The organism is Streptomyces sirii (assembly GCF_045690365.1).
Classification (GTDB): Bacteria; Actinomycetota; Actinomycetes; order Streptomycetales; family Streptomycetaceae; genus Streptomyces; species Streptomyces sirii.
In genome coordinates, this window is sequence record NZ_CP147982.1 from 8,253,676 (window position 1) to 8,264,795 (window position 11,120).

An 11,120-nucleotide genomic window follows, 5' to 3' on the forward strand; every position below is an offset into this window, starting at 1 on the left:
CCGGACGGTCAGGACGCGGGTCCTGAGGAGTGCAGCAGTGAGACCAGCAACCCGGTGAACTGGGTTGCCGCCCAGGGGAGTCGACGGCCGAGCATCGTCTGCACCTGGGCCTCGCGGCGGCGGAAGACCGGGTGGTCGAGCGGTACGTAGACGACGCCTTCGTCGACCGGGTCCGGGGCGCCCAGGTTGCCGACGAGCGCGATGCCGCCGCCGGAGCGGACGAACTCGTACTTCGTCGCCATGGCGTCGCAGACCAACGCCGGCCGGACGGCCAGGTCCTCCAGTTGCACGCCGATGTCGAAGAGGTCGCGCTGGGTGGTTCCGGCCGGGGCCAGGGCGAGCGGGTGCTCGCACACTTCGGCCAGGCCGACCCGTTCCCGGCCGGCGAGTCGATGGCCGGGTGGGACGATGGCGGCCATCGGCACCGCGACGGAGCACTCCACCCGCACGTCATGCCGCGGGCCCATCGCGTAGGTGGCGGCGATGTCGGCGATTCCCTCGGCGACCCTGCGGGTCGCCTCCTGGTGGGGCACGCGGTCGAGTTGGAACGTCACGTCCGGGTGGTCGCGCCGGAAGGCCGCCATCGCGCGTGGGATGAGGCGGCGTGCGAATCCCTCCGAACAGGCCACGGTGACGTTGCGGGCGTCCGCGCCGCTGCCCGTGCGCAGTTCGGTGAGGAGCGCGGAGGACTCGGCCTCGCTGCGGCGGGCATGGGCCAGCAGGCGCGACCCGGCGTCCGTCAGGGTCATCCCGCGCGGATGCCGGACGAACAGAGGGACGCCGACCCCGGATTCGAGCTTGGCGATCTGCCGGCTGATCGCCGAGGGGGCGACCCGCAGGCTCTGGGCGGCCTCACTCACCGCCCCCGTACGGGCGACTTCGAGAAAGTACGCCAGGCTCACCGGCATGAGCTGCATAGGACCTCCTGGGACTGGACGGCGTGCCGTCTGACACGGACGCCGGTTTGCCGAAATGAGAACGCCGGCCAGCACAAACGGCAATAGTCAGGGTGGAGAGGCGCCCTTACGCTGCTGAGTCAACACGGCGCGTGCCGTGCACCCGTACCTGCACCACGCTCAGGAGCAATCGCCAGTGATCCCCGAAAATCTCGTCCGGCGGGCCGAGGAGTACGTCGACTCCGGCGCCTTCTTCGCCGATCTGGGCACCATGGTCGCGTATCCGACGGAGAGCGCCCGACCGCAAAGTTACCTTGCCGTTAAGGCATACCTGGAGGAGGTGCTCGCTCCCGCGCTGACCGACCTCGGATGTTCCGTAGCCCAATACGCCAACCCGGACTCCTCCGGCGGCCCGTTCCTCGTCGGCACCCGCGTCGAGTCCCCCGAGCTCCCGACGCTGCTGTGTTACGGGCACGCCGACGTGGTGGACGGCCACGCAGGCAAGTGGAGCAACGGTCGTGACCCATGGACCCTGACCGCCGACGGCGACCGGTGGTACGGCCGCGGGGCGGCCGACAACAAGGGACAGCACCTGGTCAACCTCGCGGCGCTGCGGCTGCTGCTGGCCGAGCAGGGGTCGCTCGGCTTCAACCTGACCTTCCTGTTCGAGACCGGTGAGGAGATCGGCTCACCGGGCCTTGCCACCTTCGCCGCCGCGCACCGCGAGGAGCTACGCGCCGACGTCCTGATCGCCTCGGACGGGCCGCGCCTGGACGCCACGACACCGACGCTCTTCCTCGGGGCGCGCGGGGGCGTCAGGCTTGTGCTCGACGTCGATCTGCGGCCGGACTCGTACCACTCCGGCAACTGGGGCGGCGTCCTGCGCAATCCCGCCACCACCCTGGCCGGCGCCATCGCGAGCCTGGTCGACGGGCACGGCCGCATCCAAGTCCCCGCACTGCTGCCGCCCGGCCTCCCGGATCAGGTGCGGGAGGCGCTCACCGGCGTCGCGGTCGGGGGCGGTTCCGGCGACCCGGGCCCCGACGAGGGGTGGGGCGAGCCCGGCCTGACCCTCGCCGAGCGGCTCTACGGCTGGAACACCCTTGAGGTCCTCTCGCTCGGCTCGGCCGACATCGACCGCCCGGTCAACGCGATCCCCGGCCGGGCCCGGGCTCTGCTGCAGCTGCGGTACGTCGCCGGCACCGAGGTGGGCCGGGTGCGGGAAGCCATTACCGAGCACCTCGCCGCCCACGGCTACCCGATGGTCGACGTGACCCTCCACAACAGCTTTCCCGCCAGCCGTACGCCGCTCGACGACCCGTGGGTGCGCTGGGCCAAAGCCACGCTGGAGCAGGTCACCGGCAGCGCTGTCGCCGTCCTGCCCAACATCGGCGGTTCACTGCCCAACCACGTCTTCACCGACATCCTCGGCCTGCCCACCCTGTGGCTGCCGCACTCCTACCCCGGCTGCCTGCAGCACGCGCCCGACGAGCACCTGCTCGGCACGATCGCCCGCGAGGGCATCGTGCTGGCGGCCACGCTCTTCCACGCCCTCGGCCACGCCCCGGCCGGCCTCCCGCTCCCCCCACGCAACGGCTGACCCTCCACTCCCCGTACGTGCCCCGGCCACCTCCCGCTCCCCGTACCCCGCTCGGCCTGATGACCGTCAGCCCGGCGCCCGCCGGAAGGATCCGCGATGACCGAAGCCTCCCCTCAACCCACCCGGCCGGGGACGACCCCGGCCACGCCCCCGAGACGCGCGCCCGCCAAGCGCGCGATAGCGGCGGCGACGATCGGCAACGCCCTGGAGTTCTTCGACCTCGCCCTGTACGCCCTGATGGCGACGTACATCGGCGAGACCTTCTTCCCCGACGACAACCCCGGCATCCAGCTCATCCAGACCTACGTCGTGTTCGGCATCACCTATCTCGTCCGCCCGGTCGGCGGCCTGCTGCTCGGCTCGTACGCCGACCGGCGGGGGCGCAAGAAGGCGCTGATGCTGTCGATCCGGCTGATGGTGCTCGGCACCGCGCTGATGGCGTTCATGCCCGGCTACGCCACGCTCGGGTTCCTCGCGCCGCTCGGCATCGTGCTTGCGCGGCTGATCCAGGGCTTCGCGGCCGGTGGCGAATTCGGCGCCGCCACTTCCTTCCTGGTCGAGCAGGACAGCCGGCGCAAGGGCTTCTTCGGCAGCTTCCAGTTCGCCAGCCAGGGGCTCGCCACCGTGATGGCCTCCGTATTCGCCACGGGCCTGACCGCGACGCTGTCCGACGCCCAGATGACGGCCTGGGGCTGGCGGATACCGTTCGTCTTCGGCCTCCTGGTCGGCCCGGCCGGCTACGTCATACGCCGCTGTGTCGAGGAGTCGCCCGCAATGGCGCAGCGACCGGCGACGGTGCGGGAGCGCGGGGAGACGTCTTCACCGGTCCGCTCGGTGTTCCGCCGCCACTGGAGCGGCCTCCTGATCGCCGGCGGGGCACTGATGGTCTCCACCGCCCTCAACTACACCCTGCAGTACCTGCCCACCTTCGCGATCAAGGAACTCGGCCTGGACGACTCGCTGTCGTTCACCGCCCTGCTCATCACCGGCGTCATCCTCACCTTCGGTACTCCGGTCGTGGGTCTGCTCGCCGACCGCTTCGGGCGGCTGCGGATCATGGTGCCGGCCGCCGCCCTCATCGGCCTGAGCGCCCTCCCGTTGTTCCTCTGGCTCACCAAGGCACCGTCCTTCCCGGTGCTCGCGCTGTGCATGACGGTGCTCGGCCTCCTGAAAGCGGCGTACTTCGGCGCGCTGCCATCGGTGATGTCCGACGTCTTCCCGGTGGAGGCCCGCGCGACCGGGCTCGCGTTCAGCTACAACACCACGGTCGCCCTCTTCGGCGGCTTCACCCCCACCATCGCCGCGGCACTGGTCACGGCGACCGGCTCCGCCGTCTCACCGAGCTACTACCTGATGGCCGTCGGGGCCCTGAGCATCGCCGCACTGGTGGGCGGGTACCGGATCCGCGGTATCCGCTGAGCGGTCCTTCGCAGGTGGGTGCCCGAAGGAATCCGCCCAGTCTCCATGGCTCGCGCGGATCCGGCACCGCGACCGGAACTGCGTGACGCCGGGTCAACCCACGTATGACCGACGCCTGAAGGCGACGCATGGCGCAGCCCGCATATGCGACCCGCGGTGCGAATGAGCAACGGCTGTTACAAATGTTACGGATGAACGCAATAGTAGCTTTCTAGGTTCTTGCCGCGACCACCCCATTCGGAACGCCAACTCCGTTGTTTCACCGCACATATCGACAGGCCCTGGGCTTCCCGCTCTGGGAATCAGGAATCAGGCCTGGCGAGCTGCGTCGAACCCGGTGCGCCGCACTCCCCCCACGAATCGGCGCGGCCCCAAGCGGCCGATGCCCAACTGATAGGAGACCGTGTGTCAACGCAACTGCAGACCGAGCTCGTTTCGGGCCGGCGCAAGAGCAGTGTGGTGGCCGGGGCACTCGCCACCGCGTTCCTCACCGGCATATCCCTGATCGGCACCCCCGCCTTCGCCGACGACGGTCAGCCTGCGAAGGTCGCCGATGGCACCTACGAGTCCGACCAGGATGTCCTCGCCGCGATGGAGAAGACCGATCCGGTCAACGCCTCGGAATCCTCCATGGGTTATCCGGCCGGGCTGGACAAGGACAAGGACGGCAACGTCAAGGTGTTCACCCTGGCGGACGTGCAGAGCAAGTACGACCCCGAACAGGCCGTCAAGGACGCCCAGACGGCGGCGACGCAGTACGCCGCCGACGAGAAGCACTCCGCTCCACTGCGGGAGAGCGCCAAGCACCTGGCCGACGGATGGTCCGATGCGACCAAGCCCGGCGGCACCGAGATCCGCCAGAACACCAAGGACAACGCGCTGTCCGGCGGGCAGAGCGCCGAGCAGTACTGCAACATGACCAACACCGACTCGCAGAGCCCGTCCTACGGCCAGGCGGCGCCCTGCATGTTCGTCGGGAAGGTCGACGAGAAGTACCCGCAGCGGGGCGCCAGTGACGGTCTCACGGGCGAGGGCAAGCTCACCTACAAGGTCACGGCGTCCGTCGCCGACGAGCAGAGCACGACCGAAGGCTGGCAGGTGGGCGGCAAGATCACGCCGACGATCAGCGGCGACGGCGCCTCGGTCGGCGGCGAGGCCAGCTTCACCTACAGCTACAGCTCCACCTCCACCACCAAGGTCCAGAACACCCGGGAGTCGGACGTCGAGATCAGCGTGCCGCAGGGCAACAAGGGATATCTGGAGGGCCGGGCCAACGGCGCCACCTACACCGGCTACATCGTCGTCCGCGACCTTGACAGCAGCAACCAGGAGCACGTCGTGGCCATTCCCGCACGGGTCTTCATCCAGGCCCCTGGCAGCAGCAGCTCGGTCACCTGGGTCAAGCGGCTCACCGCCGCGTAGCAGGCCGGCCCAGCCCGGTGCGGCCACCGGCACATCCGAGATGCCCCGGAGGGGCGACCCGCAGAGTGCGGTGTCGGATCCGCACTGATACCCGACGAGGGCAGGGCCGACGTACATCGGCCCTGCGCCGAGTTCGGTGAGCAGCGAGCCGCTGACGCGCGGGGTGCGGTTCCTGGAGCCGCACCCCGCTCCGATGATCTGCCGGGGTGAATCCGCCGTCGTGGCAGTCGCGACCGACGGAGGCTACGGGCCGAAGGCGCTCACGCTCCCTTCCACGCCGGTACCTGGTTGTCTCAGCAGTACACAGCGGGGACGTTCTGGGGCGTACGCGGACGCGGGCAAGGGTGGCGAGCACCGGCACGGCCATCCCCTAGATCATTTCGATTTTCCCGAAACAACGAAACGTGCTGCGCACTACGGGTGTCACACGGGCGAAGACGAGGAGGGCCAGTGGAACAGCGCGGCTTCCCTGTAAGCGACTTGGCGACTGGAAAGACACGGGGGCGACCGGCGCGGAAGCGGTGAGGGGGGTGCGTGACGACGGGATCTAGGGCCGGACGGACTCCAGGAGATCCACGCACCGGCCCAGGAGCGCGACGAGCGATTCCCGCTCCGCGTCGCTGAACTCCGCCGCGAGGGCCCGCTCGACCCGGATGGCGCGGGCGTCCGCGTCGGCCATGACCGTTCTGCCCTCGTCGGTGAGGCGGGTCTCCAGGACGTTCTTGTGCCATTGGTGCGGAGTGCGTTCGATCAGCCCGCGCTCCTGGAGGTTCTTCAGCACGGTGTTCATGGTCGGGGGCGTGACCCCGCACGCCCTGGCCAGCGCCGCGGCCGAGATCCCCGGCTGCTCCGTGAGGAACAGCAGCGCGGCGTACTGCGCGACGGTCAGGCCGGCCGGTCTGAGCACCGCGTACTTGGTCGCATTGAGGGCCTGTTCGGCGCGCTTGATATGCGATCCGAGACGCTCGTCGGCGGGCATGGAGGTCATCCCCGCATCGTAACGAGCCGGCCGGACAGGCAGCGATGGCGCGTGCGCCCCGACGAGATGAGCCCACTACTCATCATTAGCTCCCTAGCTTTAGTTAGTTCATTGACGACTATTAGAGCTCTAACCTATGGTGGCGCTCAGCCGCCGGTGGCCCACGATCCGCGATCCGCTGCACGCCACCGACGGCCCTCACCACACAGCCGCCGACGCTCCGTCGGTCCCAGGAGAAAGGCCCACGATGCCTCGCCTGCGACGCCGCCTCACCGCCCTCGCCGCGCTCACCCTCACACTCACCACCGCCGTGCCGGCCACCGCGACCTCAGGTGCCGTGGCCGACGCGGCGGGGCACGGCCCCCGGAGCGGCCCCCACCCCCGGGTCCACGCCGTCCACGACCTGCCTGACGACCGCGCCTACCCGGAAGGCATCGCCGAGGACCGGCGGACCGGAGACCTCTACGTGGGCTCGTACGCCAGCGGGGCCGTCTACCGGATCACCCCCGGCCACCGCGCCGCGAAGGTCTTCCTGCCCGCCGGTGCGGACGGCCGCCACACGGCCAACGGCCTGAAGGTGGACCGAGCGGGGCGCCTGTGGGTGATCGACTCCACCGCCGGCGTCGCCGTGTACGACCTGCGCCGGCACCTCCTCCTCGCCCGCTTTGCCGTCCCCGGCGACGCCCGGACCTTCGTCAACGACCTGGCCATCGCCCCGGACGGCAGCGCCTACCTCACCGACAGCGCCCGCGCCGTGATCTACCGTGTCACCCCGGACCGGCTCGCGCGCGTCACGGCGGGCACGGGCCGCGGCACGCTCACCCGGTACGCCGACCTCTCCGGCGTCCTCTCCCCGCACGCCCCCGACGGCTACACCCTCAACGGCATCGTCGCCGACCCCGCCGGCCGCTTCTTGCTGGTGGTCGACTCGAACGGCGGCGATCTCTACCGCATCGGGCTCTCCTCCGGCGCCATTCGGCGCCTCGCCCTCCACGGCGGCAGCATGCTCCTGGCCGACGGGCTCGATCTGCGCCACGGCACCCTGTGGGCGGCTCACAACACCCGGAACACGGTGAGCCGTTGGCGCCTCCTCGCCGACGGCACCGCCGCCCGTATGGAGCGTCAGGTCACCGACGCCGCCCTCCAGGTCCCCACCACCCTCGTACGGCAGCACGGCCGCACCCTGGTGGTCCGCTCCCAGTTCGACAAGGGCGGCCCCATGGGCCCCGGCACCCCGCAGACACCGTTCTCCGTCGCGGCCGTGGACGGGATCTGACGTCGGTACGGCTCAAAACGCCGGTTCTCGCCGTTCAAGGTGGTGCGCCCCGCAGCCGACCGAGCCACCCTGGCCGAACGGATCACCGCCTGGTCGGAGAAGGACGGCCTCGGCCTGCGGTTCGGCCGGCCGTCACATGTCAGCGCGGGCAGTCGGCGGCCTGGTCGGGCAGCCTTCCCTCGACGAGATACGTGTCGACGGCACGGTCGGTGCACGTGGACGGGTCCTCCGCGGCGTACGCCCCGTGTCCCTGGCCCTTGCGTACCAGCAGCGAGCTGTTGTCCAACTGTCGGTGCACCGCCCGCGCGTTCGCCAGCGGAGTCAGTGGATCGTCGGTGTACGACACCAGCAGCACCGGTGCCGCCCCGGATGCCTTGATCGGCTCGACCGCACCGGTGGGGGCGATCGGCCACGTCGCGCAGTCGATCATCTGCCAGGCGTAGTAGCGTCCGAAGAGCGGCGACTGCCTGGCGAACGCGTCGGCGGTGTCGAGCATCTCCTTCGGGGACTTCGGCGCGGACGGGGAGTCCAGGCACAAGACCGCCGGCATGCTCAAGGACACGTTCTCCTCGGCCTGCTCCTCCTGCGGTGTCAGCTTCTGACCACCGCTCTCGCCGGTCATCTCGGCCCCAAGGCGCTCGAAGGCGGCCGCGTCCCCCTTCAGGGCGGCCACCAGCGCCTTGGTCAGGTCCTTCCAGCTCTCCTCGGCCGTCACGGCCGTCGCCAGATACGCGGACAAGGTGGCGTCGGTGAATTCCTCGCCGTCGGTCCCGCGCAGCGGCTCCCGCTCCAGTTTCCGGCCGAGTTCGGTGAGCCTCCGCAGAATCTCCCCGGCCGTGGCTCCCAGGCGGTCGTCTCCGCGGGTGACGAGGTCCTGGGCGTATCGCCGCATCGCGTCATCGGCGGTCTTGACGTCGAGCCGGGCGACCTGCCGCATGTCGGCGGCGGGGTTGACGACACCGTCGAGCACCATCCGGCCCACCTTGCCGGGGAACAGCTTCATGTACTGCTGGCCGATGAAGGTGCCGTAGGAGACGCCGGTGTAGTTCAACTTGGCGTCCCCCAGGACCGTACGCAGTACATCCAGGTCGCGTGCGACGCTCACGCTGTCCATGTGCGCGAGGACGGCGCCGCTCGCCTTCCGGCAGGCCTGGGCACGCCTGGTCGCATCGGCGTACGTCTTCTCCGCCTCCGGTACGGTGCGCGGCGGGTTCTCGGGCCCCTGCGCCACGCCGTCGGGACACTTGATCTGCCCGGAACCGGCTATGCCTCGTGGGTCGAAGCCGACCAGGTCGTAGCGGGCGCGAGCCTGTCCGCCGGCCTGCCAGTTCCCGTTGGCCACGTCGGCCGCACCGCCCGCGCCCGGCCCGCCGGGGTTGAAGAGCAGTGACCCCAACCGACGACCGTGGTCCTTGGCCGGAACCCGCGACACCCGCAGCTTGACGGTCTCCCCGTTCGGGGCGGCGTAGTCGACGGGTACCTTCACCCAGCCGCACTGCGCGCCGGGCGCTGCGTCGGGGGTGACGTCCGCGCCACAGGCCGTCCACTGGACCTTCTGCTGCGCGAAGTGCGCGGGCAGCGCCGGGACGGACGTCTTCATGCCCTTGACGTCGTCGGGCTGGGACGCGGCGACGCCGCCGACACCGCAGACCGTCACCACCAGCGTGGCGGCTGCCAGTGCCGCACCGGCGGTCAGGGGTATGGACTTGCGGGGGATGGGCATCACCGTTCTCGCTCTCTCGCTCTCCCTGGGAAGCATGCGCCTGGGCGAGACCAGCCCGCTATCGGCTCCGTCACAGTCGTGGTGTGAGGTATACGCGGCGCCGTCGGGCAAACGCGCAGCGCGATCAACCGGGGGGGGGCCGGCAGTGGCAAGAGCTGGGTGGGGCACGGCGGACCGGATGGAGCGGATGGTCCCGCGGCGTCCCACGTCGGCGTCCCGGCTGAGGCTGTTCGCGCTGGTCAGCGGGTGGGTCGTCCCAGGAGTGCGGCAGTTCGACGGCGGGGATGGCCATCGCGGTGGTCTGACTCGCACGCTCGATGGCGTAGCTCGGGCGGCGTGGCCCGCCGCCCTCCCTCACATCAGGGAACGCCAGAGCACCAGAGGAAAGGACTCCGCGTCATGAGGAACGCGCTCCGTAAGCGTCTCGCACTGGCCGCCGCCGCGGCGGCGCTCGGCGGTGGGCTCGCCCTGCCGGCCGGGTCCGCGGTGGCCGCGCCCGCACAGGTGGGTCCCGGCGACCGCACCGCCACCGAGGCCACGGAGGGCGCGGGCATCCTGGGCACCGCCCCGGCCTGTGTCCGGCGGGACGTCATCAAGCACGAGAAGAAGGTGACGGTGGGGAACGACTGTGGCCGGGCCATGCATCTGAAGGTGGTCATCGACTGGGGGCCCGACTCGCGGTGTCTGACCTACCAGAACGGCGAGGCCTGGACCTGGCACTGGGGGAGGGGCTCCTACGGCAAGGTCGTCACCTGCTGAGCCTCCGCCGGCGCCGCGGTCCACGGCGGGAACGGAGGGAGGGGATGGGCGCGGCACCGAGCCCCGGCTCCGGTCACCTCCCGCCGCGGCACGCCCACCGTGGACCGCGTCAGCGCAGAGGGGCAAGCGGCCTTGTGGGCCGGTCCGGCGCCCTGACCCGACCACTACTCCTGGTATGACTGATGTTACTGTGAGTCAGTGACCGTGACTCGCTGGATCGTGATCCACGTGCCTTCCTGGTTGCTGCTGGTAGGGCTCGTCGTCGGTGTCGCAGGCGGGACGGCAGCCGTCCAGGCGTGGGTTCGGCACCGTTTCCCCGGCCTCAGGCGGGGTGAGCAGAACGAGATCGCGACGTTCCTGTTCCCCGTGGTCGCGGTCGTCTACGGGTTCCTCGTCGGCTTCATCGTCCTGGCGCTCTGGGGCCAGGTGAACACGGCGGACCAGACGACGCGGACCGAGGGCGCGATGGCGGTGCAGATGGCCAGGGGCCTCGAGGTGTTCGGCAAGGAAGAGGGTGCACGGATCCGGCAGGGCTTGTTGGCGTACGGGCGCGCGGCGGAGGCCGAGTGGTACGGCGCCGCGGCCGGCCGTACCGCGCCCGAGGCCGAGCAGGCACTGGACCGCCTGCACAGCACCTACGGGACCATCAGGCCCCGCAACGACGCCCAGCGCGCCTTTCTCGCCAGCTCGCTGTCGTCGTTGAGGGAAATGAGCGGCGCACGCACGGAACGGCTGCTCCAGGCGCGCACCAACATCGGTCCGCCCTCGTCGTTGTGGATGGCGGTCCTCTTGACCAGTGGACTGATCCTCGGGTTCTCCGTCGTTTTCGGCTCCGAGCGTGCCCTGATCCACTACGGGATGGTCGGGGCGGTCAGCGTCCTCGTAGCCGCCAACCTGTTCCTCGTCACGGAACTGTCGTATCCCTTCCTGGGTGAGTTCTCGACATCTCCGGAGCCGCTGCGCGACGTGATCCAGGTCCTGTCGTCGCCTCGGTAGACCCGCAGCCTCGACCTGCTGCCCGGCTGGCTCGGTCTGGGCGACGGTGA

General features: G+C 70.3%; 9 protein-coding genes. 6 read left to right on the forward strand and 3 right to left on the reverse strand.

The annotated features are described in order from the left end of the window. Window positions 1-8: 8 nt before the first annotated feature. Window positions 9-917 (reverse strand): LysR family transcriptional regulator, encoded by a 909-nt coding sequence (locus tag WAB15_RS36615; protein WP_399147300.1) that lies wholly within the window; start codon window positions 915-917, stop codon window positions 9-11. A gap of 175 nt (window positions 918-1,092) precedes the next feature. Between WAB15_RS36615 and WAB15_RS36620 the strand changes: the two genes are divergently transcribed. The 3 genes from WAB15_RS36620 (at window position 1,093) to WAB15_RS36630 (ending at window position 5,337) form a co-directional block, all read left to right on the forward strand. Beyond that, a complete protein-coding gene (locus WAB15_RS36620) occupies window positions 1,093-2,496 on the forward strand; it encodes a M20 family metallopeptidase (protein ID WP_407288936.1) in 1,404 nt (467 codons plus the stop codon). A gap of 96 nt (window positions 2,497-2,592) precedes the next feature. Further along, window positions 2,593-3,915 (forward strand): MFS transporter, encoded by a 1,323-nt coding sequence (locus WAB15_RS36625; RefSeq protein ID WP_407288937.1) that lies wholly within the window; start codon window positions 2,593-2,595, stop codon window positions 3,913-3,915. Between the two features lie 405 nt (window positions 3,916-4,320). Then, window positions 4,321-5,337, forward strand: a complete 1,017-nt coding sequence (locus WAB15_RS36630) for a hypothetical protein (protein ID WP_407288938.1) — start codon at window positions 4,321-4,323, stop codon at window positions 5,335-5,337. Between the two features lie 547 nt (window positions 5,338-5,884). On the opposite strand, the gene WAB15_RS36635 is transcribed toward WAB15_RS36630, so the two are convergent. Further along, window positions 5,885-6,325 carry a MarR family winged helix-turn-helix transcriptional regulator gene (locus WAB15_RS36635; RefSeq protein ID WP_399147296.1) on the reverse strand — a complete coding sequence of 147 codons (441 nt, stop codon included), beginning with the start codon at window positions 6,323-6,325 and terminating at the stop codon, window positions 5,885-5,887. Between the two features lie 238 nt (window positions 6,326-6,563). On the opposite strand from WAB15_RS36635, the gene WAB15_RS36640 reads away from it, so the two are divergent. Beyond that, window positions 6,564-7,592, forward strand: a complete 1,029-nt coding sequence (locus tag WAB15_RS36640) for an SMP-30/gluconolactonase/LRE family protein (protein WP_407288939.1) — start codon at window positions 6,564-6,566, stop codon at window positions 7,590-7,592. 139 nt (window positions 7,593-7,731) lie between these two features. Here the strand turns inward: WAB15_RS36640 and WAB15_RS36645 are convergent, their stop codons facing one another. Next, complete coding sequence (locus tag WAB15_RS36645; protein WP_407288940.1) at window positions 7,732-9,315, reverse strand: alpha/beta hydrolase; 1,584 nt, start codon at window positions 9,313-9,315, stop codon at window positions 7,732-7,734. 399 nt (window positions 9,316-9,714) lie between these two features. On the opposite strand from WAB15_RS36645, the gene WAB15_RS36650 reads away from it, so the two are divergent. Together WAB15_RS36650 and WAB15_RS36655 are read left to right on the forward strand one after the other, a co-directional pair. Continuing rightward, complete coding sequence (locus WAB15_RS36650; RefSeq protein WP_399147293.1) at window positions 9,715-10,074, forward strand: hypothetical protein; 360 nt, start codon at window positions 9,715-9,717, stop codon at window positions 10,072-10,074. A 198-nt stretch (window positions 10,075-10,272) separates the two neighbouring features. Continuing rightward, window positions 10,273-11,070: a hypothetical protein gene (locus WAB15_RS36655; RefSeq protein WP_399147292.1), complete on the forward strand. Its 798-nt coding sequence runs from the start codon at window positions 10,273-10,275 to the stop codon at window positions 11,068-11,070. Window positions 11,071-11,120 lie beyond the last annotated feature (50 nt).